This window comes from Streptomyces venezuelae (genome assembly GCF_008642335.1).
GTDB classification, from domain to species: Bacteria; Actinomycetota; Actinomycetes; order Streptomycetales; family Streptomycetaceae; genus Streptomyces; species Streptomyces venezuelae_F.
In genome coordinates, this window is sequence record NZ_CP029191.1 from 3,691,114 (window position 1) to 3,718,099 (window position 26,986).

29 protein-coding genes are annotated in these 26,986 nt (G+C 71.0%); 10 read left to right on the forward strand and 19 right to left on the reverse strand.

The annotated features are described in order from the left end of the window. Positions 1-49 precede the first annotated feature (49 nt). A complete protein-coding gene (locus DEJ49_RS16505) occupies positions 50-2,467 on the forward strand; it encodes an ATP-binding cassette domain-containing protein (protein ID WP_150184829.1) in 2,418 nt (805 codons plus the stop codon). Here the strand turns inward: DEJ49_RS16505 and DEJ49_RS16510 are convergent. After that, positions 2,430-3,632, reverse strand: a complete 1,203-nt coding sequence (locus DEJ49_RS16510; protein WP_150184830.1) for an alkene reductase — start codon at positions 3,630-3,632, stop codon at positions 2,430-2,432. The two genes, DEJ49_RS16505 and DEJ49_RS16510, sit on opposite strands and share 38 nt — an antisense overlap. A gap of 451 nt (positions 3,633-4,083) precedes the next feature. Between DEJ49_RS16510 and DEJ49_RS16520 the strand changes: the two genes are divergently transcribed. Continuing rightward, positions 4,084-5,148 (forward strand): PHB depolymerase family esterase, encoded by a 1,065-nt coding sequence (locus DEJ49_RS16520; protein ID WP_190329368.1) that lies wholly within the window; start codon positions 4,084-4,086, stop codon positions 5,146-5,148. Here the strand turns inward: DEJ49_RS16520 and DEJ49_RS16525 are convergent. Next, positions 5,129-6,229: a helix-turn-helix domain-containing protein gene (locus tag DEJ49_RS16525; RefSeq protein ID WP_150184833.1), complete on the reverse strand. Its 1,101-nt coding sequence runs from the start codon at positions 6,227-6,229 to the stop codon at positions 5,129-5,131. The genes DEJ49_RS16520 and DEJ49_RS16525 overlap by 20 nt on opposite strands. A gap of 140 nt (positions 6,230-6,369) precedes the next feature. On the opposite strand from DEJ49_RS16525, the gene DEJ49_RS16530 reads away from it, so the two are divergent. Beyond that, entirely contained in the window at positions 6,370-7,272 is a 903-nt protein-coding gene (locus DEJ49_RS16530; protein WP_150188282.1) for an NAD(P)-dependent oxidoreductase, read from the forward strand. A 99-nt stretch (positions 7,273-7,371) separates the two neighbouring features. After that, positions 7,372-8,847 (forward strand): peptidoglycan D,D-transpeptidase FtsI family protein, encoded by a 1,476-nt coding sequence (locus DEJ49_RS16535; RefSeq protein ID WP_150184834.1) that lies wholly within the window; start codon positions 7,372-7,374, stop codon positions 8,845-8,847. Positions 8,848-8,859: 12 nt separating this feature from the next. Here the strand turns inward: DEJ49_RS16535 and DEJ49_RS16540 are convergent, their stop codons facing one another. Then, a complete protein-coding gene (locus DEJ49_RS16540) occupies positions 8,860-10,959 on the reverse strand; it encodes a HelD family protein (RefSeq protein ID WP_150184835.1) in 2,100 nt (699 codons plus the stop codon). A gap of 82 nt (positions 10,960-11,041) precedes the next feature. Here DEJ49_RS16540 and DEJ49_RS16545 point away from each other — a divergent pair, with 82 nt between their 5' ends. Continuing rightward, positions 11,042-11,713: a TetR/AcrR family transcriptional regulator gene (locus DEJ49_RS16545; protein WP_150184836.1), complete on the forward strand. Its 672-nt coding sequence runs from the start codon at positions 11,042-11,044 to the stop codon at positions 11,711-11,713. Here the strand turns inward: DEJ49_RS16545 and DEJ49_RS16550 are convergent. From DEJ49_RS16550 to DEJ49_RS16565, 4 genes are all read right to left on the reverse strand, one after another. Beyond that, positions 11,704-12,570, reverse strand: coding sequence for a hypothetical protein (locus DEJ49_RS16550; protein WP_150184837.1), 867 nt, complete (start codon positions 12,568-12,570; stop codon positions 11,704-11,706). The genes DEJ49_RS16545 and DEJ49_RS16550 overlap by 10 nt on opposite strands. Before the next feature lie 72 nt (positions 12,571-12,642). After that, positions 12,643-13,785 (reverse strand): aminoglycoside phosphotransferase family protein, encoded by a 1,143-nt coding sequence (locus tag DEJ49_RS16555; RefSeq protein ID WP_150184838.1) that lies wholly within the window; start codon positions 13,783-13,785, stop codon positions 12,643-12,645. A 92-nt stretch (positions 13,786-13,877) separates the two neighbouring features. Further along, positions 13,878-14,645, reverse strand: a complete 768-nt coding sequence (locus tag DEJ49_RS16560; RefSeq protein ID WP_150184839.1) for an HAD family hydrolase — start codon at positions 14,643-14,645, stop codon at positions 13,878-13,880. Next, positions 14,646-15,551 carry a winged helix-turn-helix domain-containing protein gene (locus tag DEJ49_RS16565; RefSeq protein ID WP_150188283.1) on the reverse strand — a complete coding sequence of 302 codons (906 nt, stop codon included), beginning with the start codon at positions 15,549-15,551 and terminating at the stop codon, positions 14,646-14,648. A gap of 125 nt (positions 15,552-15,676) precedes the next feature. Between DEJ49_RS16565 and DEJ49_RS16570 the strand changes: the two genes are divergently transcribed. Beyond that, on the forward strand, positions 15,677-15,865 hold the full coding sequence (locus DEJ49_RS16570; protein WP_150184840.1) for a hypothetical protein: 189 nt from the start codon (positions 15,677-15,679) through the stop codon (positions 15,863-15,865). Here the strand turns inward: DEJ49_RS16570 and DEJ49_RS16575 are convergent, their stop codons facing one another. After that, a complete protein-coding gene (locus DEJ49_RS16575; RefSeq protein ID WP_150184841.1) occupies positions 15,866-16,777 on the reverse strand; it encodes a winged helix-turn-helix domain-containing protein in 912 nt (303 codons plus the stop codon). Positions 16,778-16,931: 154 nt separating this feature from the next. Here DEJ49_RS16575 and DEJ49_RS16580 point away from each other — a divergent pair, with 154 nt between their 5' ends. Next, on the forward strand, positions 16,932-17,117 hold the full coding sequence (locus DEJ49_RS16580; protein WP_150184842.1) for a hypothetical protein: 186 nt from the start codon (positions 16,932-16,934) through the stop codon (positions 17,115-17,117). 146 nt (positions 17,118-17,263) lie between these two features. Here DEJ49_RS16580 and DEJ49_RS16585 read toward each other — a convergent pair whose 3' ends face one another. After that, positions 17,264-17,881, reverse strand: a complete 618-nt coding sequence (locus DEJ49_RS16585) for an ABC transporter substrate-binding protein (protein ID WP_150184843.1) — start codon at positions 17,879-17,881, stop codon at positions 17,264-17,266. A gap of 173 nt (positions 17,882-18,054) precedes the next feature. Between DEJ49_RS16585 and dtd the strand changes: the two genes are divergently transcribed. Beyond that, positions 18,055-18,492, forward strand: a complete 438-nt coding sequence (gene dtd, locus DEJ49_RS16590; protein WP_150184844.1) for a D-aminoacyl-tRNA deacylase — start codon at positions 18,055-18,057, stop codon at positions 18,490-18,492. Between the two features lie 15 nt (positions 18,493-18,507). On the opposite strand, the gene DEJ49_RS16595 is transcribed toward dtd, so the two are convergent. Genes DEJ49_RS16595 through DEJ49_RS16605 form a run of 3 tightly spaced genes read right to left on the reverse strand, consistent with a single transcriptional unit; the run spans position 18,508 to position 20,561 of the window. Further along, positions 18,508-19,473, reverse strand: a complete 966-nt coding sequence (locus DEJ49_RS16595) for a YgfZ/GcvT domain-containing protein (protein ID WP_150184845.1) — start codon at positions 19,471-19,473, stop codon at positions 18,508-18,510. A gap of 34 nt (positions 19,474-19,507) precedes the next feature. Next, positions 19,508-19,954, reverse strand: coding sequence for a Fur family transcriptional regulator (locus DEJ49_RS16600; protein WP_150184846.1), 447 nt, complete (start codon positions 19,952-19,954; stop codon positions 19,508-19,510). A gap of 16 nt (positions 19,955-19,970) precedes the next feature. Next, positions 19,971-20,561, reverse strand: a complete 591-nt coding sequence (locus DEJ49_RS16605; protein ID WP_150184847.1) for an FABP family protein — start codon at positions 20,559-20,561, stop codon at positions 19,971-19,973. 249 nt (positions 20,562-20,810) lie between these two features. Here DEJ49_RS16605 and DEJ49_RS16615 point away from each other — a divergent pair, with 249 nt between their 5' ends. After that, positions 20,811-21,074, forward strand: a complete 264-nt coding sequence (locus DEJ49_RS16615; protein ID WP_150184848.1) for a DUF3099 domain-containing protein — start codon at positions 20,811-20,813, stop codon at positions 21,072-21,074. Between the two features lie 114 nt (positions 21,075-21,188). On the opposite strand, the gene DEJ49_RS16620 is transcribed toward DEJ49_RS16615, so the two are convergent. The 7 genes from DEJ49_RS16620 to DEJ49_RS16645 form a co-directional block, all read right to left on the reverse strand. After that, positions 21,189-21,476: a DUF1416 domain-containing protein gene (locus DEJ49_RS16620; protein ID WP_030784848.1), complete on the reverse strand. Its 288-nt coding sequence runs from the start codon at positions 21,474-21,476 to the stop codon at positions 21,189-21,191. 34 nt (positions 21,477-21,510) lie between these two features. After that, complete coding sequence (locus DEJ49_RS16625) at positions 21,511-22,356, reverse strand: sulfurtransferase (protein ID WP_150184849.1); 846 nt, start codon at positions 22,354-22,356, stop codon at positions 21,511-21,513. Positions 22,357-22,501: 145 nt separating this feature from the next. Further along, positions 22,502-22,582 carry a putative leader peptide gene (locus DEJ49_RS36980; protein WP_350893136.1) on the reverse strand — a complete coding sequence of 27 codons (81 nt, stop codon included), beginning with the start codon at positions 22,580-22,582 and terminating at the stop codon, positions 22,502-22,504. A gap of 194 nt (positions 22,583-22,776) precedes the next feature. Beyond that, positions 22,777-23,529 (reverse strand): DUF2993 domain-containing protein, encoded by a 753-nt coding sequence (locus DEJ49_RS16630; protein ID WP_150184850.1) that lies wholly within the window; start codon positions 23,527-23,529, stop codon positions 22,777-22,779. 113 nt (positions 23,530-23,642) lie between these two features. Then, on the reverse strand, positions 23,643-24,878 hold the full coding sequence (locus DEJ49_RS16635) for a hypothetical protein (protein ID WP_150184851.1): 1,236 nt from the start codon (positions 24,876-24,878) through the stop codon (positions 23,643-23,645). A 5-nt stretch (positions 24,879-24,883) separates the two neighbouring features. Further along, entirely contained in the window at positions 24,884-25,138 is a 255-nt protein-coding gene (locus DEJ49_RS16640; RefSeq protein ID WP_150184852.1) for a MoaD/ThiS family protein, read from the reverse strand. 16 nt (positions 25,139-25,154) lie between these two features. Further along, positions 25,155-26,000 (reverse strand): alpha/beta hydrolase, encoded by an 846-nt coding sequence (locus DEJ49_RS16645; protein WP_150184853.1) that lies wholly within the window; start codon positions 25,998-26,000, stop codon positions 25,155-25,157. Positions 26,001-26,213: 213 nt separating this feature from the next. On the opposite strand from DEJ49_RS16645, the gene DEJ49_RS16650 reads away from it, so the two are divergent. Beyond that, positions 26,214-26,975, forward strand: coding sequence for a response regulator transcription factor (locus DEJ49_RS16650; protein ID WP_150184854.1), 762 nt, complete (start codon positions 26,214-26,216; stop codon positions 26,973-26,975). The last annotated feature ends 11 nt before the right edge of the window (positions 26,976-26,986 follow it).

Below are 26,986 nucleotides of genomic sequence, written 5' to 3' on the forward strand. Positions count from 1 at the left end.
CTTCCCGTACGACGCCACGTACGGGTCTCGCTGCCCCGCGGAGACAACGATGAGCAAGCCCAGCACGCACACCGCCGACAGCCACGACCTGATCCGTGTGCACGGCGCCCGCGAGAACAATCTCAAGGACGTGAGCATCGAGATCCCGAAGCGCCGTCTGACGGTGTTCACCGGCGTCTCCGGGTCCGGCAAGAGCTCGCTCGTGTTCGACACGATCGCCGCGGAGTCGCAGCGGCTCATCAACGAGACGTACAGCGCCTTCGTGCAGGGCTTCATGCCGACGCAGGCGCGCCCCGAGGTCGACGTGCTCGACGGGCTCACCACCGCGATCACCGTCGGCCAGCAGCGGATGGGCGGCGACCCGCGCTCCACCGTCGGCACCGCCACCGACGCCAACGCGATGCTGCGCATCCTCTTCAGCCGCCTCGGCAAGCCGCACATCGGCCCGCCCAGCGCGTACTCCTTCAACACCGCGTCCGTCAGGGCGAGCGGCGCGATCACCGTCGAGCGGGGCAACAAGACCGAGGCGCAGAAGGCCACGTATCAGCGCACCGGCGGCATGTGCACGCGCTGCGAGGGCCGGGGCAGCGTCTCCGACATCGACCTGACGCAGCTGTACGACGACTCGAAGTCGCTCGCCGAGGGCGCGTTCACCATCCCCGGCTGGAAGTCGGACAGCCAGTGGACCGTGCAGGTGTACGCCCAGTCCGGCTTCGTCGACCCGGACAAGCCGATCCGCGCGTACACGAAGAAGGAGCTGCGCGACTTCCTCTACGGCGACCCGGTCAAGGTGAAGGTCAACGGCGTGAACCTCACCTATGAGGGGCTGATCCCGAAGATCCAGAAGTCGTTCCTGTCCAAGGACAAGGAGTCGATGCAGCCGCACATCCGCGCGTTCGTGGAGCGCGCGGTCACGTTCACCACCTGTCCCGAGTGCGACGGCACGCGGCTCAGCGAGGGCGCCCGCTCCTCGAAGATCAAGCGGAAGAGCATCGCCGATCTGTGTGCGATGGAGATCAGGGACCTGGCCGAGTGGATCCGCGGGCTCGGCACGAGCGGGGCGTACGCGTCGGTGGCGCCGCTGCTCACGGCCCTGCAGCAGACCCTCGACTCGTTCGTGGAGATCGGGCTCGGCTACCTCGCGCTCGACCGGCCCGCGGCGACCCTGTCCGGCGGCGAGGCGCAGCGCGTCAAGATGATCCGCCACCTCGGCTCCTCCCTCACCGACGTCACGTACGTCTTCGACGAGCCCACGGTCGGCCTGCACCCGCACGACATCCGGCGGATGAACGACCTGCTGCTGCGCCTGCGCGACAAGGGCAACACCGTGCTCGTCGTCGAGCACAAGCCGGAGACCATCGTCATCGCCGACCACGTCGTGGACCTCGGACCGGGTGCGGGCACGGCGGGCGGCACCGTCTGCTTCGAGGGCACGGTGGAGGGGCTCCGGGCGTCCGGCACCGTCACCGGCCGGCACTTCGACGACCGGTCCACGCTGAAGGAGACCGTGCGCGAGCCCACCGGCGCGCTGGAGATCCGCGGCGCCGACGCGCACAACCTGCGCGGGGTCGACGTCGACATCCCGCTCGGGGTGCTCACCGTCGTCACCGGCGTCGCCGGGTCCGGCAAGAGCTCGCTGGTGCACAAGTCGATCCCCGCGGACGCGGGCGTGGTCGCCGTCGACCAGACCCCGATCCGCGGCTCGCGGCGCAGCAACCCGGCGACGTACACGGGCCTGCTCGACCCGATCCGCAAGGCCTTCGCCAAGGCCAACGGCGTGAAGCCCGCGCTGTTCAGCGCCAACTCCGAGGGCGCCTGCCCGACCTGCAACGGCGCCGGGGTCATCTACACCGACCTCGGTGTGATGGCGAGCGTCGCCACGCCCTGCGAGGACTGCGAGGGGCGGCGGTTCCAGGCGTCGGTCCTGGAGTACCGGCTCGGCGGCCGCGACATCAGCGAGGTCCTCGCGATGTCCGTGGAGGAGGCGCTGGAGTTCTTCGGCGGCGGTGGCGTTGGCGTTGGCGGTAACGGCGGTGGTGGTGGCGAGGCCAGGACGCCCGCGGCCCACCGCATCCTGGAACGCCTGTCGGACGTCGGCCTCGGCTACCTGAGCCTCGGCCAGCCCCTCACCACGCTCTCCGGCGGCGAGCGCCAGCGCCTCAAGCTGGCCACGCACATGGCCGACAAGGGCGGTGTCTACGTACTCGACGAGCCGACCACCGGCCTCCACCTCGCCGACGTCGAACAGCTCCTCGGTCTCCTCGACCGGCTCGTCGACGCGGGCAAGTCGGTCATCGTCATCGAGCACCACCAGGCGGTCATGGCGCACGCCGACTGGATCATCGACCTCGGCCCGGGGGCGGGCCACGACGGCGGCAAGATCGTCTTCGAGGGCACACCCGCGGACCTGGTCGCCGAGCGGCCCACCCTCACGGGCGAGCACCTCGCGGAGTACGTGGGCGGCTGACGGACAGAGGGCTACCGCTGAGGGCCGGGTAGTCCGTGTAACCGGCCGCCCCGCCCTCGTACATCAGGCCCTTGTCCCGTACGGCGTTGAGCGGTGCCCCGACCCGCATGCGCTCGACCAGGTCGGGGTTGGCGAGGAACGCGCGGCCCAGCGATACCAGGTCCGCGCCCGCGGCGAGGAGCCGTTCGCCCGCCCGTCGGCCTCCGTCGGCGGGCAGCGGGCCGCCCCAGCCGAGGACCGGGTTGGCGATGAGCGTGCCGGGCCAGTCCGCGCGGATGCGGCGGAAGAGAGGGTTTTCGGGGTCGGCGAAGACGACGTGGAGGTAGGCGAGGCCGCCGATGTCGTTCAGCGCGTCGACGAGCGCCGGGTAGATGTCCTCGGTGTCGCCCTCCTCGATGCCGTTGACGGTGATGCCGGGTGCGATGCGCACGCCGACGCGCTCGGCGCCGATCGCGTCGGCGACGGCGCGGACGACCTCGACGACGAAGCGGATGCGGTGGGCGACGGGGCCGCCGTAGGCGTCGGTGCGGTGGTTGGTGTTCCGCGCGAGGAACTGCTGGAGGAGGTAGCCGTTCGCCGCGTGCACCTCGACTCCGGCGAAGCCCGCGTCGACGGCGCGCCGGGCCGCGGCGGCGAAGTCGGCGACGGTGCGGTGGATGTCGTCGAGCGTCATCTCTCGCGGCACGACCGCCGGTTGCGGTCCAGTGGGTGTGTGGATGGTGTCCGGGAGCGGGACCGGTGACGGGGCCACCGGGGTGAGTCCGCTGTTGTCCGGGTGGCCGACGCGGCCGCCGTGCTGGATCTGCAGGAACATCCGCCCGCCCGCGTCGCGCACGGCGTCGGTGACCCGCCGCCAGCCCGCGACGTGGGCGTCGTCGTGGATCGCGGTGATGTTGGCGTACGTCTGTCCGACCGCGTTGGGCGTCGACGCCTCGGCGACGATCAGGCCGGCGGAGGCGCGCTGGGCGTAGTAGGTGGCCATGACCGGCAGCGGGACGCCGTCGGCGGAGGCCCGGTTCCGCGTCATGGGCGCCATGACCAGGCGGTTGGGGAGGGGGAGGGAGCCCAGGCGGGTGGGGTGGAGGAGGGGAGAGGGAGAGGTGGGGACGGGGGCGGGGGTGGGGGTGGGGGTGGTGGTCGTGACGGTGGCGGTGGCAGTGGTCATCGTGGCTCCCCTGTTCGGTGCGGTGCGGCGCGGCGCGTGCGGCGCGGCGCGTGCGGCGCGGCGCGTGCGGCGCGGCGCGTGCGGCGCGTGCGGCGCGGTGCGGTGCGTGCGGCGCGGTGCGGTGCGTGCGGCGCGGTGCGGTGCGTGTCGTGCGTGCGGCGCGGTGCGTGTCGTGCTGTCCGCTTGGTGACGGGAGCGACTCTGCTCCCCGTTACTTCGGGGGTGCTGACGGACCGCTGCGGGTCCGCTGACGACCCCGCTTGCGACGCCTCCGCACCCGTGCCGCCCGCCAGCCACCCCGACGCCTCCGCACCCGTGCCGGCCGACAGCCACCCGGTGGCTCACGACCACACCTCGCGCCCGCCCACAGTGGCCCCCGCCCACCTCGTCGCCCCCACCCCGCGCCGCGCAGAATGACGGCCCCCACACGCCCCGGATCCCGGAGGTACGCATGGTCCACGGAGGGTCCCACCTCGTCCGCACCGTCACCGCCGTGCTCGCCCTCGTCCTCGCCCTCACCGCCGTCCTCGGCGGCGCCCCCACCGCCACCGGTGCCACCGGCACCGCCGCGGCCGTCCCCTCCCCCACCCCCGGCGAACTGACCCCGCACGCCGTCGAGTCGACGTACGTCTCCGGCGTCTCGTCCGGCGGGTATCTCGCCGATCAGCTGCACGTCGCCCACTCCGCCGTCTTCGAGGGCGCCGGAATCTTCAGCGCGGGGGCGTACGACTGCGCGCAGGGCAGCGTCAACACCGCGCTCTACGCCTGCATGGACACGTACATGCCGCGCAAGACCCCGGCGCAGCTGGAGCAGTTGACGAGGGAGCGTGCCGCGGCCGGCCGCGTCGACCCCGTCGCGAACCTGGCCGGCGACCCGGTCTGGCTCTACCACGGCGGCAACGACAGGACCGTCGACCGCCCGGTCAACAACGACCTGGCGACGTACCACCGGGACTTCGGCGCCGACGTCTCCTACGACACGTCATCGGCCGCCGGGCACGCCTGGGTCTCCCCGCTCGGCAAGGTGGCCTGCGCCTCCACCGCGTCCCCGTACATCAACACCTGCGGCACCGACCCCGAGCGATCCATGCTCAACCACCTCTTCGGCGCCCCGGTGAACCCCGCGACCGTGTCCCCGCTCGACGGCACCCTCGTCCGCTTCGACCAGAACCGCCACGTCCCGGGCGGCAACGCGGCCGCCGTCAGCATGGGCAAGGACGGCTTCGTGTACGTCCCGAAGGCCTGCGCGGCCGGGTCGTGCCGCCTGATGGTGGCGCTGCACGGGTGTCAGCAGACGTACGGGCAGATCGGCGACACGTTCATGGCGCAGGCGAACCTGAACGAGTACGCCGACACGAACCGCATGATCGTCCTGTACCCGCAGGCCACCACCTCCCTCGACAACCCGCGCGGCTGCTGGAACTGGTGGGGGTACGGCGGCGACACGCACTACGCCGACAAGGGCGGCAGGCAGATCACCGCGATCATGAGCATGGTCAGGCAGCTGGGCGGGTGAGAGCCGGGCGTGAGGGGACCGGGCGTGACGGAAGCGGGCGTGACGGAACCGGGCGTGACGGAACCGGGCGGGTGAAGAACGAGCGGCGGTAGTCCGCGGGCGACACCCCGACCTGCTTCAGGAAGTGGTGGCGGAGGTTGTTCGCCGTGCCCAGGCCGCTCAGCTCGCCCACCCGCTCCACCGGCAGGTCCGTCGTCTCCAGCAGGCTCTGCGCCCGCGCGAGCCGCTGGTTGAGGAGCCACCGCAGCGGGGTCGTGCCGGTGGCGGCGTGGAGGCGCCGGTAGAACGTGCGCGGGCTCATCGCCGCCCGGCGCGCCAGATCGTCGACGGTGAGCGGGCGGTCCAGGTGCGCGCGGGCCCACTCCAGTACGGGGCCGAGGCCCGCGTCGTCCGTCTCCGGCACGGACAGGTCGATGAACTGGGCCTGACCGCCGGGCCGATGGGCGGGCACGACCATCCGGCGTGCCAGCTGGTTGGCGACGTGCGCGCCGAGGTCGCGGCGGACCAGGTGCAGGCAGAGGTCGAGGCCCGCGGTCAGCCCCGCGCTGGTCAGGACGTCGCCGTCGTCCACGTAGAGGACGGAGTCGTCGACGGTGACGTCCGGGTAGCGGGCGGCCAGTTGGGCCGTGTGCATCCAGTGCGCGGTCGCCCTGCGCCCGTCGAGGAGGCCCGCCTCCGCGAGTGCGAAGGCCCCGGTGCAGAGGGACACCATGCGGGCGCCCTCGGCGTGCGCGGCCCGCAGCGCGTCGGCGAGGCCCGCCGGCAGCGGCGCGCCCTCGTCGACGCACGCGTCCGGCACGGAGGTGACGACGACGGTGTCGGCGCCGGCCAGCCCTTCGAGGCCGTAGGGGGTGCGGAGCGAGACCCCGAACTCGCCCGCCGCCGCACCCTGCCCCTGCCCCTGTCCCTGCCCCGGCGGCCCCGGCTCCCTCGTCGCGCACAGCCGCAGGTCGTACCAGTGGTCCGACAGGTCGGGCTGCGGCTTTCCGAACACCGTGAAGGGGATGCTCAGTTCGTACAGATCCCAGGACGGGATCCCGATCTCGTCGGCCACGACGACCGCGACGGAACCTGCGCTCATGAGGGGAGCGTACGACGGTCCCCGCGCCCCGCGACGGCTGGCAGGAATTTGGTGATCACCGTCACCGCTGTCACTGTCGACGGCGGTCGCCCGCTGCGAACGTGGTCCCCATGAACGCCACCAGCACGACCACCAGCACCATGGACCCGAACACCACGGACCCGAACACCACCCCCGTCACCCTCATCGGCCTCGGCCTCATGGGCTCCGCGCTCGCCGCCGCCCTCCTGGACGCCGGTCACCCCACCACCGTCTGGAACCGCTCCCCGGAGAAGGCGAAGCCGCTCGCCGACCGGGGCGCGCAGGTGGCCGCCACCCCGGCGGACGCCCTCGCCGCGAGCGACCTCGTCCTCGCCTGCGTACTCGACTACGACGCCCTGCACGCCGTGCTCGACCCTCTCGCCGCGACCGGCGCACTCGCCGGGAAGTCCCTGGTCAACCTCACCTCCGGGGCGCCGGAGCAGGCCGAGGAGATGGCGCGGTGGGCCGCCTCGCACGGCGCCGAGTACCTCGACGGCGGCATCATGACGACCCCGCCGGGCGTCGGGAGCCCCGAGATGATGTTCCTGTACAGCGGCTCGGAGACGGTCTTCGAGGCCCACCGTGCCACCCTCGCCACGCTCGGCGACCCGCTCCACCTCGGCACGGATCCTGGCCTCGCCTCGCTCTACGACGCCGCGCTGCTCGGTCTGATGTGGGCCGCGTTCACGGGGTGGCTGCACGGCACCGCGCTGGTCACCTCGCAGGGCACGTCGGCGGCGGACTTCACGCGGGTCGCGCTGCGCTGGCTGAACGGCGCGGTCTCCGGGTTCGTCACGACGTACGCGCCACAGGTCGACGCCGGACGCTATCCGGGCGACGACGCGACCGTCGACGTACAGATCGCGGCGATCGGGCATCTGATCCACGCCGCGGAAGCGCGCGGCGTCGACAACGCGCTGCCCGATCTCCTGAAGGCGACGATGGAGCGCGCGGCAGCGGCGGGCCACGGCGGCGACAGCTACGCGAGCGTGATCGAGGTGCTGCGCGGCGACCGGCGGTAGATCACCGCACCGCGGTAGATCACCGGATTTCCCCCCGTTCCTCCGTCGCAGCGGCGAGGATGGGAGGGAACGATCCGTCGGCACCGGGGGGAGCCACCCATGAACCGTCCGCTGCGGCACATAGCCGTCTTCTGCGGCCTCCTCACCCTCGCCCTGCTTCTGCGGGCGAACTGGGTGCAGTTCGCGAAGAACGACGATCTCGCGAACGACAAGAAGAACCGCCGCGTGCAGATCGAGGCGTTCTCCCACCCCCGTGGCGACATCATCGTCGGCGGGAAGTCCATCACCGGCGCGAAGGAGACCCCCGGGTCCGACTTCAAGTTCAAGCGGGTCTTCAAAGAGGGCCCGATGTACGCGCCGGTGACGGGCTACTTCTCGCAGGCCCAGGGCGCCACGTTCCTGGAGGGCGTCCACAACGGCATCCTCAGCGGCAACGACGACCGGCTCTTCATCAAGCGCACCCTCGACATGCTGACCGGCAAGAAGCAGCAGGGCGGCGACGTCGTCACGACCATCGACCCCAAGGCGCAGAAGGCGGCCTACGAAGGTCTGGTGAACCTGAACGCCAAGGGTGCGGTGGTCGCCCTGGACCCGCGCGACGGCAAGGTGCTCGCGTTGGCCAGCACCCCGTCGTACGACCCCTCGGCCTTCTCGGGCATCTCGCTCGCCGAGGGCAAGAAGTTCAAGGCGCTCAGCGACCGCAAGGACAAGCCGCTCAGCAACCGCGCGCTGCGCGAGATCTACCCGCCCGGATCCACCTTCAAGATCCTCACCGCGGCCGCCGCCCTGGAGCACGGCGTCGTGACGGACATCGACAAGCCGACCGGCGCGCCGACCCCGTACAAACTCCCCCTCAGCTCCACCCGCATCGGCAATGACGTACCGGACTCCAACTGCGACAAGGTCTCCGTGAAGACCGGCATGCAGTGGTCCTGCAACAACGTCTTCCTCGACCTCGCGGACAAGCTCGGCAAGGACAAGCTGCGCGAGACGGCGGAGAAGTTCGGCTTCAACGAAGAGCAGTTCCTTCCCGTACGGGCCGTCGCCAGCAGCTATCCGGAGAAGCTCGACAAGCCGCAGACCGCCCTGACCGGCATGGGCCAGGGCAGCCTGACCAGCACGCCGCTGCAGATGGCGATGGTCACGGCGGGCCTCGCCAACGACGGCAAGGTCATGAAGCCGTACCTGGTCGAGGAGTTGCGCGGGCCCGACCTCTCCACGATCGAGAAGGCCTCGCCCGACCCGCTGAACCAGGCCGTCTCCGAGAAGACGGCGAAGTCCGTCCAGGAAATGATGGAGAACACCGTCGAGAACGGCACCGCGAACAAGGCGAAGATCGACGGCGTCACGGTCGGCGGCAAGACCGGCACGGCCCAGCACGGCGCGGACGTCAACGACGAGCGTCCGTACGCATGGTTCGTCTCGTACGCGAAGAACAGCGAAGGCGAGTCCCCCGTCGCCGTCGCCGTGTTCGTCGACCCCTCCGACATGGACATCGCACGCTCGGAGATCGCGGGCGGCAAGCTGGGCGCGCCGATCGCGAAAGCGGTGATGGAGGCGGTCCTGGAACGGTAGGACGCCGCTGTCCTACGCGTCGCACCAGGGCAGAGGCCTGCTGTGCAGTACGTCGAGGCGTGACACGGCGCGAGTCAGGACCACGTACAGCCGGTGGAGGCCGCGCGCCTCCGCCTCCGCGACGGCGGCCGGTTCGGCGACGACGACGTGGTCGTACTCCAACCCCTTGGCGACGGACGCGGGGAGCAGGGTGACGCGTGCGCCCAGCTCGTCGGGGCCCGCGCTGCCGATGCCGGCCGCGTCCAGTGCCGTACGGAGCCGTTCGACGTCGTGGTCGGCGGCGATGACCCCGATCGACCCCTCGCGCGCGAGCGCGTCCCGCACCGCCTCCACCACCGCGGCCGCCACGTCCGCGACCTGGCGCACCCGCAGCTCCCCGTCCCCGCGCAGCGACCTCGCGGGCGGTACGTCCACGTCGAGCCGCCCGAGCAGTTCGTTGGCGAGCCCGACGACGGCACGCGGCACCCGGAACCCGGTGGTCAGCGGCGCCACCGCGGCATCCGGCTTGCCCAGGTGGGCGAGCACCTCCTCCCAACTCCTGGCCGCCCAGGGCGTGGTGGCCTGCGCGAGGTCGCCGAGGACCGTCAGCGAGCCGAAGTCCGAGCGGCGCGCGATGACGCGGCACTCCATGGGCGAGAGGTCCTGGGCCTCGTCGACGACGATGTGCCCGTACCCGGCGGGGCGTTCGAGGAGCCCCTCGATCTCGTCGAGCAGCACCAGGTCGGCGGCGCTCCACTTCGCGGACTTGTGGGAGCGGGGCGGCCGGTCCCACAGGACCGCCCGCTGTTCCGCGTCCGTGAGGATCCCGTCGGCCGCGGCGGCGAGCGTCTCCGCGTCGCCCAGCACCTGCGCGAGCACCTCGTCCGCCCGCACCCGGGGCCAGACCGCGTCGAGGAAGCCGCTGACGGACCGGGCCCGCCCCACCCTCTGCACCCACGTGTTGTTCTGCGGCCCGGCCCGCCGCTCGGCCTGCTCCCGTACGGCCCGCACGACCCGGCTGCGCACCCGCTCGCGCCCGACGGCGTACGGCGGCTCCTCGTCCCGTACGTCCGCCACGATCCGCTCCAGTTCACCGAGCGGGACCCGCCACCGGTACGCCCCGTCGGCCACGGCGACCTCCGCGTCCGCGGGCGGCGCGACGACCCGCGCGTAGAGCGCCCGGCGCAGCACCTCGGCCATCCGGGCGTCGTGCTTGACGACGGCGGCGCCCTCGCGGTCGTGGGCACGGACCGAGTACCGCCCCCGGATCTCATCACTCACCGTGGACTGCCGTACGCCGGTCTCGCCGAGGGAGGGGAGCACCTCGGCGATGTAGCGGAGGAAGGTGCGGTTGGGGCCGAGGATGAGCAGTCCGGAGCGCTGGACGCGGTGGGGGTACGTGTAGAGGAGGTACGCGGCGCGGTGCAGGCCGACGGCGGTCTTGCCGGTGCCGGGGGCTCCCTGCACGCAGACGGAGGCGGTGAGTTCGCCGCGTACGAGGTCGTCCTGCTCGGGCTGGATGGTGGCGGCGATGTCGCGCATGGGGCCGACGCGGGGCCGCTCGATCTCCCCGGCGAGGATGCGGCTGCTCACACCGTCATCGTGGCCGCCGTCCCCCAAAAGCTCGTTCCCCAGGAGCTCGTTCCCCAGAAGCTCGTCCTCCATCCCGGTGAGGTCGGCGGAGTCCCCCTTGCTGCCGGGCGCCCAGCCGAACCGGCGCCGGACGGCGACGCCCTGCGGGTCCCGGGCGCCCGCCTGGTAGAAGGCGCGGGAGACGGGGGCGCGCCAGTCGACGACGAGGGGCGGGGCGGAGGGGTGCTCGCTGACGCGCAGCCGCCCGACGTAGTACCGCTGCCCGCGGTGCTCGCCGGCCCCGGCGTCCTCCGCGTCGGCGAAGTCGAGTCGCCCGAAGAACAGCGGCGCCTGCGGCAGCTCGCGCATCGCTTTGGCGTGGCTGCGGAACTCGTACCCGAGCACTTCGGCGTCGGCCCCGGACGCGGACACGTCCGCCCCTCCGACGACCCGCTCCTCGGCGCCCTCGACCATGCGGGCAAGGGCGGCGCGACAGGCGTCGTGGTGGCGGCGTTCCTGGGCGAGGGTGTCGGTGGCTGCGACCGCTGGTGTCGTCGTCATGCGCCCAGAATAATGTAACCGAGTTAAAAACATAACCAAGGCACATTCATAACCGCATCTCATGCCCGGCTAGACTCGCCCCATGCCCCCAGCAACCGAGAGCACGAGCCCCGTGGGCCCCGCGGGCCCCACGCCCGGCCTCCGCGCCCGCAAGAAGCAGCGCCGCTTCGAGGAGATCTCCGAGACGGCGATCGCCCTCTTCCTGGAGAAGGGGTTCGAGAAGGTGTCGGTGGCGGAGGTCGCGGCGGCGGCGGAGGTCTCCAAGCCGACCCTGTTCCGCTACTTCGCGTCGAAGGAGGACCTGGTCCTCCACCGCTTCGCCGACCACGAGGACGAAGCGGCCCGCACGGTCGCCGCCCGCCCCGCGGAACTCACCGCGCTCGACGCGCTCCACCGCCACTTCCTGGCCGGTCTGGACCGCCACGACCCGGTGACGGGCCTCAACGACGCCGAAGGGGTCCTGGCCTTCCACCGCCTCCTCTACGGAACCCCGTCCCTGGTCGCCCGCCTCCACGGCTACCAGAACCGCTCCGAACGGGCCCTGGCCACGGCCCTCCGCGACGCCCACGGCGGCACACCCTTGGAAGCCCGCCTGGCCGCGGCCCAGATCATCGCCGTCCACCGAGTCCTGGCAGAGGACAACTGGCACCGCGTCGCATCGGGCGAGCCCGTCCCCCACGTCCACAAGACCGCGACCACCGCCACGAACGAGGCATACACCCAACTACGCAAGGGCCTCACCCGCTACGCGTGACCGGGCGGCGCGGGCAGCGGCGAGGACAGCCGCCACAGGGTGTCGAAGAGGTCCTGCCGTTGGGCGACCTTCTCGCGCCCGGCGGCCCCCGATTCGGCACGCCAGTGGGTCAGGACGGCCTGGTAGCCCTTGAGGTCGAGGATCTGCCGCTCCGGCGGCACGGGAGCGGACTCCTGCACCACCTTGTCGTAGATGCCGTCGAACAGTTCGTCACCGTTGATCAGACATAACTTCAGCAGGGGCGTGATGCGCAACATGCGGAACTCCACGTCCATGTCGGCCCGGCGGGACCCCCTCAGGCTGCGGGCCGCGCCCTCGAACTCACGCACGTTCCACCGCACCCGGTCCAGCTGATACGCCCGGTACGCGGGGTCGTCCACGGCTCTGCCCCGCGCGTCCAGCGTCCCCGGAATCGCCATCGGCACGGTGAAATCCGGCACGAGGATCCGCACCCGCACGCTGCGCCGAGCCCCCTCCTCCAGCGCTTCCAGGCTTCGCATGACCGGCGCCTTGACCGTCTCCCCGGTGTAGCCGATGGCGTCTATGCGGACCCGCCGCGCCCTTCTGTTCCCCACCACGCGCTCGATGTGCTCGCCCAGGTCCGCCGTGCGTATCTCGGAACCGGCCTCGGGACGCGTCCTGCGGTTCAGCTCGCGCACCTCGTTGTAGAGCACGTAACCGACCAGGCTGACGATCGAACCGCCCACGAAGGCCTTGCCCTCCAGCGCATCCCCCACGGGCCGCACGAACTGGGCGACCAGACCGAGGACGAACACACCGAGCAGCAGCGCCTTGGTCAGGGCACTCTCCGCGTTCGCCCAGCGCTCCCGCCCCGAACGACGACCTCTCGCAGCCACCAGGCCCCCTCGCATCACGGGAGTTGACGCCGTGCTCCACGGTGAAGGCCATGGTGCCCGTGACCGGACCGGTCAGGAAGAGCACGTCTCCCGCCCGAACGGCCCCTCGTACCACTCCCGCAGTGCCTTCTCGGCAACGCCCTCGTCCGGCACCGAGTCCAGCTTCAGGGGTTCCGCCGCGCGGCGGACCGCCCGGCAGACGCGGGCTGCCGCGCCCGCGTAGTCGGCGGAGTCCGGAGGGCCGGGCAGGCCGGTCAGAGCGAGGGCGGCCCGCATGATGTCGGGGAAGACGGACTGGGCGTATTCGAAGTCCAGGTAGACGGGGAGGTCGCTGGTCATGCCGGCCGTCATGGCGGCGTGGCCCGCCCGTTCCATCGCCTCGGTCCACAGTTCCCTGACACGGGTCTGCTCGTCCTTCTCGTACTCCATGCGGACCATGTGGATGGCGAGGTCGTGCAGGGGATCGCCGTACATGGCCAGCTCCCAGTCGATCACCGCCAGTTGTCTGCGGTCGACGACGACGTTCGCGCGGTGCACGTCGGTGTGGAGGAGGCAGAAAGGTCTGGGGGTGAGGCGGGGGCGGGCCGGGTTGTCGCGGAAGGCCGCGAGGGCGTCGGGGCGTACTCCGACGGCCGAGAAGAGCGCGTCGAAGCGTTCACGGTTCGGGGCGTGCACCCGGTGCTCGGTGAAGTCGATGAGCCATTGGAGGAACTCCTCGGAACGGCCCGAGCCGGGCCAGCCGTCCGGACGTGGCGGGAGCTCGTCCTCGGGCACCGCGGCGGCGCGGGCGAAGAACTCCGCGAAGGAGCGCATCAGCGGCTCCCCGATGGGGCCCCACGGCACCACGTCGGAGAGCGCCTGCCCGGCCCGGTAGGAGTGCAGCGACCAGTCGCCGAAGTCCCTCAGGCAGCGCGGGACTTCCTTCAGGTGGCGGCTGACCACCGCGAGCAGCTCGGGCTCGCTCGGCCAGATGCGGGGCACCACCTCCACCGTCTCGCGCGGCATCCGGCACTTGACCCGCGCACGGAACGGCATCGTGCACAGCAGCAGGGCGAGCGACCAGCCGAGCGGCACGACGTGGTTGATGTTGTGGTGACCGGCCACGACCTGGCGCTTCGGGTGCTCCCGGTGCAGTTCGGCGAGGCGTCGGATCCACGACTCGCGGAGCCCGGTCTTCGGCGCCTCGTGGGGGGTGCGAGGCGGAGGGGACGGCATGAGCGCAGAGGGTATCCGGATCACGGAACCGTTCCTGCCACATGCCACATAGTGGACGTCGGCGTGGCGCTTGCGTGCTCTCGCCTGCTCCTTTACGGCGCCTTCGTGTGCCCGGTGGCGTATACAACCCTGGAGAGGCGTTCGAGGGAGTCGACCAGATGTTCCGCGCCCGCCTCGCGCAGCAGCCGCGCCTTGCGTTCGTTGCGCGCGTATCCGAGGAACCCCACGCCCGCCTGCTGTGCCGCGACGTAGTCGGAGGGGGCGTCACCGATCATCAGGGTCGCCCGCGGCTCCGCCCCCATGGCGCGCACCGCCCGCTCGACGCAGTCCGGATCGGGCTTGAGGCGGCTGAGATCATGGGTTCGGCCGTATATGTGGGGGGCGAAGCAGCTCAGGATGCCGCGCCGCGCCAGGTACCTGCCCACCGCGCACGGCGCGTTGTTGGTCGTCACCGCGAGCCGGGCGCCGACCGCCGTCCAGGTGCGGATCAGCGGGTCGACGTACGCGGTCGGCATGGCCGTCGCCACGGCGTTCAGCTCCTGCCGCGTGAGCCACTGCTCCAGCTCGACGACGAGGTCGCTGCGGGGGTGCCTGCGGTCGACGGCGCGCAGCACGACGTAGGGGTCGGGCTCCTTCATCTCCTCGTCGGTGAGCAGCCCGCGCAGTCCGCGCTCCTTCAGCCAGTGGACCAGGTCCGCCGCCACGTCCGCCGCCGGGCGTCCGGCGAAGAGGCGGCAGATGGGTCCGTCGAAGTCGAAGAGCACGAAACGGACGGCGGTGACCACATCCCGCAACCGTTCGGTCTCATCCGTCGCCGATTCGGTCGGCGTCGCGTCGGACTGCGTCGAATCAGATGTCATTTAAGAGAGTGTCAGGTCAGAAGTGATCGTTTCCCAGAGGGCGTCGAACCAGTTCTGCGACTCGTCGACGAAGACCGTGTCACGGGAGGTGTCGGCGGACTTCTCGAAGGAGAAGACCGGGGCCTTGATGCCCCCCGCGTCCCAGATGTCCATCACCTCGGTCGCACCGTCGGGCACCTCGAGCTCCACGGACGTACGCCCCAGCGTGTAATACGCCAGCAACGCCTCCCGCCCGTTCAACAGATACAACTTCACCGGCGTAGTGAACGGCAGCGCTCGGAACGTGACGTCGACGTCGATTCCGTGGGAGGCGCGCAGGGCGCGCAGGTTGTGGCGGAGGACCTGGCCCTGCGCGTTGCGCTGCGCGTGCCAGCGCTGGTGGAGCCGTTCCCGGTCCGCGTCGCCGCCCTCCATCGGCACGGGGAACGCGAGCTCGATGTCGCTGCTCGGGAGCAGGATCCGCGCGGTGATCGACTGGGGGCGCAGCCGGCCCTCGTGGATGAGCCGCACCGGCTCGCCGAGCGCGATCATCAGGGTCTCCGCGGTGTACGAGACCACGTCGATCCGCACGTGCGGCTCGGCGAAGGCCGCAGTGAGCCGCGGGGCCAGGGCGACCATGGACGGCTGGGGTTCCTTGCCCACGGGGGGCTGCGCCGACCGGGCGACGCGCGGCGGGCTGCCCTTGCTCACGTTGGACAGCAGGCCCTCGGCCTGGAGCTTCTTCATCGCCTGGCGTACGGCGCCTCGTTCGACGCCGAACTCCTCGGCGAGTTCGGCCTGGGTCGGCAGGCGTTCGCCCGCCTTCAGTTCGCCCGCCCGGATGCGGTCGCGGAGGGTGTCGGCGATGTACTGGGGGGTGAGTCTTCTGCTGCCGTTCACTGCCACGTTCTCCTGGGTCACGACCAGACGATACAACTGACCGCCATCTTTGGGGAGTTGCAGAGAAGTTGTTTCGGGATCACCACCAAGTGGGGACAAGTCAAGCAGAGTTGGTTGCCAACTGACTCAAGATGGCAGAAGGAGGAACCACCATGCCCGCCATAGCCCTCCTCGCAGCCGTGGTCGCCGTCGCCCTGGAACAGCTCGTGCAGTGGAAGTACGGCCCGATGGGCATCGTCGGCCTCCTTCTGCTGACCGTGGGCGTCAAGGCGAAGAACCCCACCTGCAGTTCCATCGGAGCCGTCGTCCTCGCCCTGATCGTGACGGGCCCGGCCGGCTGATCAGCCGGCCGCCAGCTCCAGATCCCGACTGATCGTGTTCCAGAGGGCGTTGAACCACAGATGGGACTGTTCCACGAACGTGGTGTCCCGCAACCCGTCCCCCTCCTTGAACGGGAAGAGCATCGACTGCGTGCCCTGGGCGTCGTACATCTCCAGGGACTCCTTGCCGATCTCCTCGTCCCGCTTGGTGAGCGTGTAGTAGGCGAAGAGCGCCTCCGTGCCGTTGATCAGGTACAGCTTCACGGGCGGCGTGAACGGCAGCGCGCGGAACTGCACCGATACGTCGATGCCGTGCGACGACCGCAGCGCGAGGAGGTTGTGGCGCAGCACCTGGCCCTGCGCGTTGCGCTGGTCGAGCCAGCGCCGGTGGACCTGGTCGCCCTGGTGGTCCCCGCCGTCGACCGGCGCGGGGAAGGCGAGGTCGATGTCGCGGCTGGGCAGCAGCACACGGACGTCGACCTTGGCCGGTTTCCGCTGTCCGGCGTGGATCCGGCGCAGCGGTTCGCCGATGGCCATGGTGAGCGAGATGGACGTGAGGCAGAGCGCGTCTATCTCCACGTGCGGCGCGTCGAAGGCGGACGCGATGCGCGGGCCGAGGCCGACCATCGTGGGCTGCGGCCGCGCCTCGCCGGGACCGGCCGCAGCACGCTCTGCGGCGTCCGCGACCGTGGCGGGGCTGCCCTTGGACACATTGGACAGCAGATGCTCACGGTGCAGGATGCGCAGCGCTTCCCGCACCGCACCGCGCTCCACACCGAACTCGTCGGCCAGCTCGGCCTGCGTCGGCATGCGCTGGCCGGGCCGCAGCGACCCGCTCCTGATCCGGTCGCGCAGCACGTCGGCAACCTCTCGGTGGCTCCGCTGCGCTCGCTTGCGCCCATTGACGGCGGCGTGTTCGGTGCTCACAACCAAACAGTACAACTTCGCGCCATCTTAGGGGAGTTGCGGGAAAGGTGGTTATGAGTCGACTCCCAGCGGAGATAAGTCAGTTGAAGTTGGTAGCCAACTTCGGCGACCTCGTCAGACCCTTCCGGGGTTGGCCACCAGCCCGATATGGGGGAACGTCATGCCGCTCATCGCCATCGCCGTCGCCGCCCTCGCCATCGCCTTCGAGCAGCTCATCCAGTGGAAGTACGGACCGCTCGGCATCGTCGCCTTCGTCCTGCTGACCATCGGGATCAAGGCCAAGAACGTCAAGATCAGCGGCGTCGGCGCGGGACTGCTCGTCCTGCTCCTCGCCCAGTCGGGCTGACCCCGCCCGACCACGAGACCCGGCTGACCGGGCTCCCATCCGGAGGGGAGCCGGGAGTCCGATCAGTCGATGGGGGGCTGGGCCCCGGTCCTGCTACGGGGGCCGGGGCCCAGAACATGTCCGGGCACCATGACCGCCCGGACCGCTCACAGCAGCAGGTCGTCGACCTGTGCCTCGCCCACCCGGTACCGGCGTCCGATCTCCGCCGAGCAGTCGTCCGCCGTGTGCTGCAGGGTCTGTCTGCGGCGGGACACCTGTTGTTCGTAGCGCACGAGGCGGGCCATGGCCGCGTCCAGTTCGTCGTCGGTGCGGGCCGCCAGGTCGGAGAGTTCGACGTCGGCGAGCATCTCCGTGGCGAGGGAGCGGGACTCCTCGCCGAGGGGGGTGCCGAGCGTGACGTGCCGGGCCGAGGAGCGGTGGCGGGCCGGGGCGTCCCTGAGGATCTCCGCGAGGCGGCCCACGACCGTCGACTCGGGAGCCGGTGCCGGGGAACCCGGGGTGTCGGGCGTCCCACGGCGCGCGATCTCGGCGCGCAGGATGTCGATGCGCCCCTGCAACAGCCGCCGCACATAGCTGAGGTCGGCCTCGTCCTGCTGCGCCGACCTGCGCAGTTCGCGGAGCTCCGGCAGGCGCAGCGCGGCCAGGTCGTGCTGGGGCACCTCGGGCAGCAGCCGGCCCCCCGTGCGCTGCACCGGCGGCCGCGCGCTCTGCGTGCGCCGCAGCGAGATGCGCCCCGGTGTCTGCCCCGTACTCGATGTGCTCATCATCTGGCTCTACCCGTCCCCTCGACCGGCCGACGCGGTGCACCGCGTGTGAGCATCGTGCCACCCCAAGTGGCCGCTATGTGGCCGAGTGCCCGGAATCGGCCCCGGATGGGGGGATCGCGGGGCCGTCCCGGGCGCCTCGTGCCACACGTGCGACACGGCATGATGGCCGTATGCGAGCAGTGGTGCAGAGGGTCGACGGAGCGAGCGTCGTCGTCACGGGTAAGGACGGCCCCGAGACGGTGGGCGAGATCAGCGGTGAGGGGCTGTGCGTCCTGGTGGGCGTCACCCACGACGACACCAAGGAGAAGGCAGCCCAACTGGCCCGCAAACTGTGGTCGGTGCGCATGCTGGCCGACGAGAAGTCGTGCAGCGACATCGACGCGCCGCTCCTGGTCATCAGCCAGTTCACGCTCTACGGCGACGCGCGGAAGGGCCGCCGCCCCACCTGGAACGCGGCGGCCCCCGGCCCGGTGGCCGAGCCCCTGGTCGACGAGGTCGTGTCGCAGCTGCGCGCCCTGGGGGCGACGGTCGCGACGGGCCGCTTCGGGGCGCAGATGCGGGTGGGCCTGACGAACGACGGCCCGTTCACGGTGCTGATCGAGATGTGACCGGCCGGACGACCGCTACGGCTCCACGACCACTTCCTGGGCCGCCGCCGTGTCCCCCGCCACCAGCCCGGCGTCCACCGGCACGTTGCGCTTCACGAGACCGAGCGCGATCGGCCCGAGCTCGTGGTGGCGTACGGCCGTGGTGATGAAGCCGAGCTTGCGGCCCTCGACGCCCTCGCTCGCCAGGTGCAGCGGAGTGCCCGCCACCGGCAGGTGCACCTCGCTGCCGTCCAGGTGCAGGAAGACCAGGCGGCGCGGTGGCTTCCCCAGGTTCTGGACGCGGGCGACCGTCTCCTGGCCGCGGTAGCAGCCCTTCTGCAGGTGCACCGCGGAGCCGATCCAGCCCAGCTCGTGCGGGATGGTGCGGTGGTCGGTCTCGAAGCCGAGGCGCGGCCGGTGGGTCTCGACGCGCAGCGCCTCGTACGCGAGAAGGCCCGCGGCGGGGCCGTTCCCCTCCGCGTACGTCTCCAGGTCCGCGCGCGGCAGGAACAGGTCGCGGCCGTGCGCCGTCTCGCGTACGACGACGCCGTCCGGGACCGGCGCGATGGAACCGGCGGGCAGGTGCACGACGGCGATGTCCGCGGTGCGGTCGGCGACCTCGACGCGGTAGAAGAACTTCATGCTCTCCAGGTACGCGATGAGTGCGTCCTGCGTGCCGGGCTCGACGTGCGCCCAGACGGTCTCGCCGTCGTCGACGAGGGAGAGGTGGTGCTCGATGTGGCCGTTGGCGGAGAGGATCAGCGCTTCGGTGGCCTGGCCCGCGGGCAGCTCGCTGAGGTGCTGGGTGAGCAGCAGGTGCAGCCAGCTCAGCCGGTCGGAGCCGGTGACGGTGACCACGCCGCGGTGCGAGAGGTCGACGAAACCGGTGCCGTCGGCGAGGGCGCGCTGCTCGCGGAACAGTTCGCCGTAGTGGGCGGCGACGCCTTCGTCCACGCCCTCGGCGGGGACGGCGCCGGGCAGGGACAACAAGGGGCTCTTCATGTTCACAAAGACTACGACCAGCGGGGCGCCGCTTTTATTTCTGGTCGGGGGTCGCCTTCCGGCACTTCCCGCACTGCCCGAAGATCGCGAAGTGCTTCAGGTCGGTGTCGAACCCGAAGGTCTTCCGCAGCTTGTCGGTGAACTCCGCGGCGATCTCGGTGTCGGCCTCGATGACGTCCGTGCAGTCCCGGCAGACCAGGTGGATGTGATGGTGCCGGTCAGCGAGGTGGTACGTCGGCGCGCCGTGCCCGAGGTGGGCGTGGCTGACCAGGCCCAGCTCCTCCAGGAGCTCCAGGGTGCGGTAGACCGTGGAGATGTTGACCCCCGACGCCGTCTTGCGCACTTCGCAGAGGATGTCGTCGGGGGTCGCGTGTTCCAGGGTGTCGACGGCTTCGAGGACAAGCTGTCGCTGCGGTGTCAGCCGGTAGCCGCGCTGACGCAGGTCGCTCTTCCAGTCGGAGTCGGAGTCGGTGCTCGCCACACCGGTAAGTCTAGGTCTACTTGAAGAAAGCGATGCCGTCGTCGGGGAGATCGCCGAGGTTGCGGGCCATGTCCGCGACCTCTTCGGGGGTGACGACCTTCTTCAGCTGGGCCGACATGTAGGGCCGCAGCGGGACCTCGGGGGTCTGCTTCTCGCCGACCCACATCAGGTCGCCCTTCACATAGCCGTAGAGGCGCTTGCCGCCGGTGTACGGGCCGGAGGCCGCGGTGCGGGCGACGGCGTCGGTGGCCAGGTCGATCTGCGGCTTCTTGTCGGCCAGCTCGCCGTACCAGACCTCGACGACGCCGTCGTCGCGGACCATGACGACCTCGACCTGGCGCGGGCCCTTGTCACCTTCGGCGGCGGAGATGCGCCAGAAGCCGGACTCGGTCTCCAGGGGCTTCACCTTGTTGCCCTCGGAGTCGAGGATCCAGCTGTACGAGCGGTACTCGATGAAGTCCCGGCCGTCATGCGTGAAGGAGACCTCCTGGCCGAAGTTCGCCTTCTCGGCGCCGGGGAAGTCGGTGACGCCCGCGCCCGCCCAGTTGCCGAGGAGCCAGGCGAGGGGGACGAGGTCGGGGTTCAGGTCGGACGGAATCTCGATCATGGGAAGCTCAGGCGATCTGTGGAGGTGACGGGGGCGGGGGTCAGCGCTGGCCCTGGTACAGCTTCTTCACGGTCAGCCCGGCGAACGCGAGAACGCCGACGCAGACAAGAACCAGCAGGGCGGAGAAGAAGGCCTCAAGCACGGGGTGCTCCTCGGTGAGCGGTCGGGGCAGGTATCAGAGCCGGTCCCACTGTAGTCGGGCGGCGCCCGTCCCTCTCTGTGAGGTCCCTCCGGACGTACGCTGGGTGTATGTACGCGCGAAGGCGCCGTCTGTACTTCGCCATGATGGGGACCTGCGTCGGTCTGTTCGTCCTGGCCTGGGGTGTCGTGCGGCTCTGGTCGATTCCCGTGGCCGTCGGGATGTGCGTCGTGGCGATGGTGATCCCGCCGCTGGCCGCGATGACGGCGAACCGCCGAGGCCCGGACGACCGCTGGTGGGACGACCCCAGCGGGGACCGGAAGTCCGACGAGTGGTGGGACGAGCTGGACGGCAAACGCCGGCGACAGAGATAGCCGAAGGGAAAGGGACGCAGCCGAAGGGCCGCACCCCGTTCCAGTGGCGTCCAACCCCCTGGGGTGCGGCCCTTCAGCCGTTCTCGGCGCGGCGTGCGGACCGCGTTGTGTGACTCAGACCGCGATCGCGACCTCCGCCAGACCGCCCGTCTGGGCGACGACCGTACGGTCCGCGGTGCCGCCGGGGATCAGCGCCCGGACGGTCCACGTGCCCTCGGCGGCGTAGAAGCGGAACTGTCCGGTGGCCGAGGTCGGGACCTCGGCGGTGAACTCGCCGGTCGAGTCGAGCAGACGCACGTAACCGGTGACGGGCTCGCCGTCGCGGGTCACCTGGCCCTGGATCGTCGTCTCACCGGGCTTGATCGTCGAAGCGTCGGGGCCGCCGGCCTTTGCTCCACACATGGGTACTCCTGAGGGGGAAGAGAGGTCGAGGGTCTTACTTGTTGGCGCCGAGCTCGATCGGCACGCCGACGAGCGAGCCGTACTCGGTCCAGGAGCCGTCGTAGTTCTTGACGTTGGTCTGGCCGAGCAGCTCGTGCAGGACGAACCAGGTCAGGGCCGAACGCTCACCGATGCGGCAGTAGGCGATGGTGTCCTTCGCCAGGTCGACCTGCTCGTCCTCGTAGAGGGCCTTGAGCTCCTCGTCGGACTTGAAGGTGCCGTCGTCGTTGGCGTTCTTCGACCACGGGATGTTGCGGGCGCTCGGCACGTGGCCGGGGCGCTGCGACTGCTCCTGCGGGAGGTGGGCCGGGGCGAGCAGCTTGCCGCTGAACTCGTCGGGCGAGCGCACGTCGACGAGGTTCTGCGAGCCGATGGCCGCCACGACGTCGTCGCGGAAGGCGCGGATCGAGGTGTCCTGGGGCTTGGCCTTGTACTGGGTGGCGGGGCGGTTCGGGACCTCGGAGCCGTCGACCAGGTCGCGGGAGTCCAGCTCCCACTTCTTGCGGCCGCCGTCGAGGAGCCTCACGTCCTGGTGCCCGTAGAGCTTGAAGTACCAGAAGGCGTACGACGCGAACCAGTTGTTGTTGCCGCCGTAGAGGACGACGGTGGAGTCGTTGGCGATGCCCTTCGCCGAGAGGAGCTTCTCGAAGCCCTCCTGGTCGATGAAGTCACGCCGGACCGGGTCCTGGAGGTCCTTGGTCCAGTCGATGCGGATCGCGTTCTTGATGTGGTTCTTGTCGTACGCGGAGGTGTCCTCGTCGACCTCGACGATGACGACCTTCGGGTCCTCGATGTGGGCCTCGACCCAGTCGGCGTCTACCAGGACGTCGCTGCGGCTCATGCTTCTCTCCTCCGGGGCAGTTACGGCGGTGCAAAGGGGCGTGCGGGGTACGGGAGGTGCGGGGAGGCACGGCGTACGTACGCACGGGGAGGCCCTGACGGATGGCGTCGAAAGGCCGGGGGAAACGCGGGGATGGGGCGTCCCGCTAGAAGGTGCGACAGAGCATGGCGGCGACGCGGCACAGGTCCACTGCCCGCCGCTTCGTGAGGTCCGCCTGTCGGTGCATGGGTCCGATCGTAGGGACGGAGGGGCGGCCGTGTCACCGGCACTCCGCATACTGAGACGCGATCATCCATGATGTGGGAATCGTTGAAGCCCGCGGCCGCCCCGGAGCCGCCGCGGACTGTCCCGTACCCCTGCCGCATCCGCACCCCGGACGCGTCCGTCTCGTACTGCGGACGAGACCTTCGGAGGAGCGGGTCAGCCCGCCAGGCGCACGTGGGAGCCGGACACCGTCATGTCGACGCCGTCGGGTGCCGCCTCGACCTTCTCCAGCTTGATGCCGGCGGGCAGGTCCTCGACCTTCTGGTCGAAGTCGGTGACGTTGCGGGCCGTGCCCTCGGGGAGCGGGATGGAGACGCCGAGGACGTTCAGGCTCTTGGGGATCCGGTCGGCGTGGACCCGGATGTTGTCGCCCTCGACGCGGACCGAGCTGAGCACGTGGACGGGCTTGGGGAGCTTCGCGCCGCCCTTGCTGACCTCGACCTCGACCTTGATCTTGCCGTTGCCGCCGTCGGAGAGGCCGACGACCTTGCCGGTCGCGCCGAGCGGCAGCTCGACGGGCTCGGACCTGCTGGCCTTCAGGAGCTCGTCGTACGAGACGTGGGCGGTGCCGGTGGCGGTCGCCGCGGTCGCCGAGCTGTAGTCGCCGGAGAACTCGACGCCCTTCATGTGGGCGGTGAGGTCGGCGATGCGGATGGAGTCGGAGCCGGACTTGGCGTCGTAGTTCTTGATGCCGACCTCCACGTCGTCCAGCTCACCGCCCATCACCTGGGTGAGGAAGGGGAAGCCCTTGATGGAGACGTCGGGCGTCTCGCTCAGCCCCTCGCTGGTGCGCATCTTGTCGGCCGCCTCGCCCTCGGCGAAGTTCACGGCGAGCCGGTCGGCCGCCACGAAGAGACCGCCGAGGATCACGACGACGATCAGAAGTATGCGTATGGCGCGCTTGCTCATGTCCGGTGTTCCCCCACCTGGTCCCCCGAGGTCAACTGTTCGTTTCCGCGAGCCTAAAGGACAGGTCCCCCGCCACAGAGCCCGGCGGGGGACCTGTCGATCAGCTGTGACGATCAGCCGATGGCACGTCCGAGGACGTAGACGGCCGGGGCGGCCGCCGCCAGCGGCAGCGCGACGCCCGCGGTCATGTGCACGAAGCGCGACGGGTAGTCGTAGCTGGCGACGCGGTGCCCGATCAGCGCGCAGACCCCGGCGCCGAGCGCGAGCAGCGCGCCCTCGCTGCCGTACTCCGTCGTCCCGCCGACCGCGATCCCGGCGCCCGCGGCCGCGAGCAGCGCGACGATCACGGAGGCGGCGGTGGGCAGCGGCAGCGCGCGGGCGAGGATCGCGACGGCGACGGCGATGCCGCCCACGGTCACCGCGTCGGCCGCGGCCGCGAGGTGCCCGGCCGCGACGATCGCGAGCGCCGACGAGACCACCGTGGCCATCAGCCCGTACATCCGCTCGTCGGCCCCCGCGTGGCTGCGCAGCTGCAGCACGAGGACGAGCAGCACCCACACGCCGAGCGTGCCGAGGACGGCGGCGGGCGCGTCCTCCTTGCCGACGGCGAGCAGCGCGACGTCCGCGACGACACCGCCGAGGAAGGCGAGCGCGATGCCCTGCCGCGCGGGCCACATGCCGTTGAGCCGGAACCATCCGGCGGCGGTCACGGCCTGCAGGAGCACGAGCGGTACGAGCAGCGCGTACTGCCCGACGGCGGCACCCGCCGCGAGCAGCAGCCCGAGCACGGCGGTCAGCGCGGCGGGCTGCATCCCCGGCTCGATGATCGGCGAGCGGCCCTCGGCGCGGGCGCGCTGGGCGTCGGTGATGCGGGGGTTGCCGGTGGTGGTGGCGGGCCCGTACGAGGACGCGTCGCCGGCGGCGGGGGCGGGTCCGGGCTCCGGTTCCGGCGCGGGCTCGGGAGCGGCGCTCTGCGGCGGCAGGTACGCGGTCTCCGTCACGTCCACCGCTGCGGGCGCCTGGTGGCCCACCTGCGTCTCCCAGGTCTGCCCCTCCCACTGCTGGGTGTGGTGCTCCTGGCCGTACTGCTGCTGGGGTTCGGCGTAGTACTGCTGCTGGGGGTACGGCCGCCCGTACTGGTCCCGGCCGTACTGGTCGTGCCCGTACTGCTGCTGCTGCGCGTAGTACTGCTGCTGGTCCGGATACGGCTGTTGCTGCTGCTGGTCCGGGTAAGGCTGCTGTTGTTGCTGCTGCTCCTCCGGATACGGCTGCTGTCCGGGGTACTGCTGGTGCGGATACGGCGCGTACCCGTCGTATCCCTCGTACCCCTCATAGGGCTGATCGGACATGGTGCTCATCCTCCTGCGAACGGCGGGAGCACCTCGACCGTGCCGCCCTCGGCCAGCCGTACGGTCTCATGCCTCCGGGTCCCGACGGGGGCCCCGTCGACCAGGAAGGAGCAGCGCTGCAGGACCCGGACGAGTTCACCGGGATGCCGCTCGCGCGCGGCGTCCAGCGCGTCGGCGAGCGTCGCCGCCTCGTACGGCTCCTCGGCGACGCCCGCGGCCGCCTTGGCAGCGGCCCAGTAACGAATGGTGCCGTTCACCATGCGACTCCCCTTCCTTTCAGTCGGCGGTTGCCGACGTCCATGATGCCGTGGCCCACGAGGCGATCCGTCCGACGAGCTCGTCGGACGCCGCGTGCTCCGCGTGTCCCATGCCCTCTTCCAGCCACAGCTCCGCCCCGCCGTCGGCGGCCGCGGCGAGCATCCGCGGATGGTCGAGCGGAAAGTACGGGTCCCGGTCGCCGTGGACGACGAGCAGCGGCGTCGGGGCGATGAGCGGGACGGACTCGACGGGCGAAAGGGGGACGGGGTCCCACTCGTGCGGGTGGATTCTCGTCCGCAGTCCGTAGCGGCCGACGGCGCGTCCGGCGGGCCGGGTGACGACCCAGTGCAGCCGCCGCATCGGCGCCGTCCCCCGGTAGAACCACCGCGCGGGGGCACTCACGGCCACCACCGCGTCGGTCCGCGCTTCCGTGCGCCCCCTGTGCAACGCGGCGTGACGGAGGACGACCGAGCCGCCCATCGAGAAACCGACGGTGACCACGCGCTCGTACCCGAGGGACCGCGCCCACTCCACCGCCGCCGCCAGGTCGAGGACCTCGCGGTCGCCCACCGTCGAGTGTCCGCCGGAGTTGCCGTGGCCCCGGAACGAGAAGGTGATCACGGCCGCACGCTGGGCGAGGACGCCCGCGATCCGGCGCACGTGCGGGCGCGCGAGATCCCCCGAGAAGCCGTGCGCGACGACGATCGCGAGCTCACCGGAGGGGTCGGGCCCGGGGTCGTGAGCGGCCTCGACGGCCACCCCGTCCTGTGTACGGAGCGTGGCCCTCCGCTGAACGCCGCGCTGACCGCGAGTGAGCGGAGGCACAGAAGATCGCGCCTCTTGACCTGCCGGACCGGAGTTCATGTGGGCTATTCTGCTGGGCAGAGGATCCGGGCAGCGCAGCCCCCGGGTCCTTTCGTGCTTTCCGGGGCTCCGGGCGCGGGCCCGCAGAAAGCACGGTTTTCCAGCAGTACGAAGCAGTGCCGTAAACGTCCTCGCAGGGACCGAGGAGGAACCAGACGTTATGGGCGAGCGAAACGTGCACGACAGTCGGACGATCCGGGCAGGTGGTCGGCGGTGAGCTCACTGCTGCTCCTCACCAATGCCCTCCAGCCGTCGACGGAGGTGCTCCCCGCTCTCGGCCTGCTCCTTCACAGCGTGCGCGTCGCCCCCGCGGAGGGCCCCGCTCTCGTCGACACCCCCGGTGCCGACGTCATCCTGATCGACGGGCGCCGCGACCTCCCGCAGGTCCGCAGCCTCTGCCAGCTGCTCCGCTCCACAGGGCCGGGCTGTCCGCTGGTCCTCGTCGTGACGGAGGGCGGCCTCGCGGCCGTCACCGCGGACTGGGGCATCGACGACGTCCTCCTCGACACGGCGGGCCCCGCCGAGGTCGAGGCGCGGCTGCGGCTCGCGATGGGCCGCCAGTCGATCACCGCCGACGACTCCCCCATGGAGATCCGCAACGGCGACCTCTCCGTGGACGAGGCGACGTACAGCGCGAAGCTGAAGGGCCGGGTCCTCGACCTGACCTTCAAGGAGTTCGAGTTGCTCAAATATCTGGCGCAGCACCCGGGGCGTGTCTTCACGCGCGCCCAGCTGCTGCAGGAGGTGTGGGGCTACGACTACTTCGGCGGCACCCGCACGGTAGACGTGCACGTGCGGCGGTTGCGGGCGAAGCTCGGCGTCGAGCACGAGTCGCTGATCGGCACCGTCCGCAACGTCGGCTACCGCTTCGTCACGCCGGAGAAGGCGGACCGCGCCGCCGACGCCGAGAAGGCGAAGGCGGCCGCACCACGGGGCGAGCAGAAGGAAGCTGCCGTACGCCCTGCCCAGCGGTAGTTCCATCCGCG

Coding starts and splice junctions, on each gene's coding strand:
- DEJ49_RS16505 (WP_150184829.1), top strand. CDS start 50: ATGAGCAAGCCCAGCACGCACACCGCCGACAGCCACGACCTGATCCGT.
- DEJ49_RS16510 (WP_150184830.1), bottom strand. CDS start 3,632: ATGACCACTGCCACCGCCACCGTCACGACCACCACCCCCACCCCCACC.
- DEJ49_RS16520 (WP_190329368.1), top strand. CDS start 4,084: ATGGTCCACGGAGGGTCCCACCTCGTCCGCACCGTCACCGCCGTGCTC.
- DEJ49_RS16525 (WP_150184833.1), bottom strand. CDS start 6,229: ATGAGCGCAGGTTCCGTCGCGGTCGTCGTGGCCGACGAGATCGGGATC.
- DEJ49_RS16530 (WP_150188282.1), top strand. CDS start 6,370: ATGGACCCGAACACCACGGACCCGAACACCACCCCCGTCACCCTCATC.
- DEJ49_RS16535 (WP_150184834.1), top strand. CDS start 7,372: ATGAACCGTCCGCTGCGGCACATAGCCGTCTTCTGCGGCCTCCTCACC.
- DEJ49_RS16540 (WP_150184835.1), bottom strand. CDS start 10,959: ATGACGACGACACCAGCGGTCGCAGCCACCGACACCCTCGCCCAGGAA.
- DEJ49_RS16545 (WP_150184836.1), top strand. CDS start 11,042: ATGCCCCCAGCAACCGAGAGCACGAGCCCCGTGGGCCCCGCGGGCCCC.
- DEJ49_RS16555 (WP_150184838.1), bottom strand. CDS start 13,785: ATGCCGTCCCCTCCGCCTCGCACCCCCCACGAGGCGCCGAAGACCGGG.
- DEJ49_RS16560 (WP_150184839.1), bottom strand. CDS start 14,645: ATGACATCTGATTCGACGCAGTCCGACGCGACGCCGACCGAATCGGCG.
- DEJ49_RS16570 (WP_150184840.1), top strand. CDS start 15,677: ATGCCCGCCATAGCCCTCCTCGCAGCCGTGGTCGCCGTCGCCCTGGAA.
- DEJ49_RS16580 (WP_150184842.1), top strand. CDS start 16,932: ATGCCGCTCATCGCCATCGCCGTCGCCGCCCTCGCCATCGCCTTCGAG.
- DEJ49_RS16585 (WP_150184843.1), bottom strand. CDS start 17,881: ATGAGCACATCGAGTACGGGGCAGACACCGGGGCGCATCTCGCTGCGG.
- dtd (WP_150184844.1), top strand. CDS start 18,055: ATGCGAGCAGTGGTGCAGAGGGTCGACGGAGCGAGCGTCGTCGTCACG.
- DEJ49_RS16595 (WP_150184845.1), bottom strand. CDS start 19,473: ATGAAGAGCCCCTTGTTGTCCCTGCCCGGCGCCGTCCCCGCCGAGGGC.
- DEJ49_RS16605 (WP_150184847.1), bottom strand. CDS start 20,561: ATGATCGAGATTCCGTCCGACCTGAACCCCGACCTCGTCCCCCTCGCC.
- DEJ49_RS16615 (WP_150184848.1), top strand. CDS start 20,811: ATGTACGCGCGAAGGCGCCGTCTGTACTTCGCCATGATGGGGACCTGC.
- DEJ49_RS16620 (WP_030784848.1), bottom strand. CDS start 21,476: ATGTGTGGAGCAAAGGCCGGCGGCCCCGACGCTTCGACGATCAAGCCC.
- DEJ49_RS16625 (WP_150184849.1), bottom strand. CDS start 22,356: ATGAGCCGCAGCGACGTCCTGGTAGACGCCGACTGGGTCGAGGCCCAC.
- DEJ49_RS36980 (WP_350893136.1), bottom strand. CDS start 22,582: ATGCACCGACAGGCGGACCTCACGAAGCGGCGGGCAGTGGACCTGTGC.
- DEJ49_RS16630 (WP_150184850.1), bottom strand. CDS start 23,529: ATGAGCAAGCGCGCCATACGCATACTTCTGATCGTCGTCGTGATCCTC.
- DEJ49_RS16635 (WP_150184851.1), bottom strand. CDS start 24,878: ATGTCCGATCAGCCCTATGAGGGGTACGAGGGATACGACGGGTACGCG.
- DEJ49_RS16640 (WP_150184852.1), bottom strand. CDS start 25,138: ATGGTGAACGGCACCATTCGTTACTGGGCCGCTGCCAAGGCGGCCGCG.
- DEJ49_RS16645 (WP_150184853.1), bottom strand. CDS start 26,000: ATGAACTCCGGTCCGGCAGGTCAAGAGGCGCGATCTTCTGTGCCTCCG.